Here is a 255-nt window from a genome sequence, read left to right on the forward strand (position 1 = left end):
GCTTGTTGGTTTCCAGCACGCGGCCCTGTTCGATATGCAGTTCAACGAAGGCTTTAATATCCCGGCGCGGCGCCAGCGGGGCGGTGGGCAGGCTAAAGCCACACTGCTTCATAGCATCGACAAACGCCACGCCTTTGGCGTCTTTAATCTCACGCACGTCCGCCGGGTTAGCGATGCCGACGATATTTTTGCTGCCCCAGAAGACGTAAGGGAAGCGGCTGCCTTCTTCTTCCGCTAACGCCAGCACCTCCACGG

1 pseudogene is annotated in these 255 nt (G+C 58.8%); it reads right to left on the bottom strand.

Annotated features, from left to right (window positions below):
- Positions 1-255: pseudogene (locus tag ACX6XY_RS30405) on the bottom strand (hypothetical protein); the annotation flags it as partial.

Source organism: Streptomyces sp. O3, assembly GCF_054788135.1.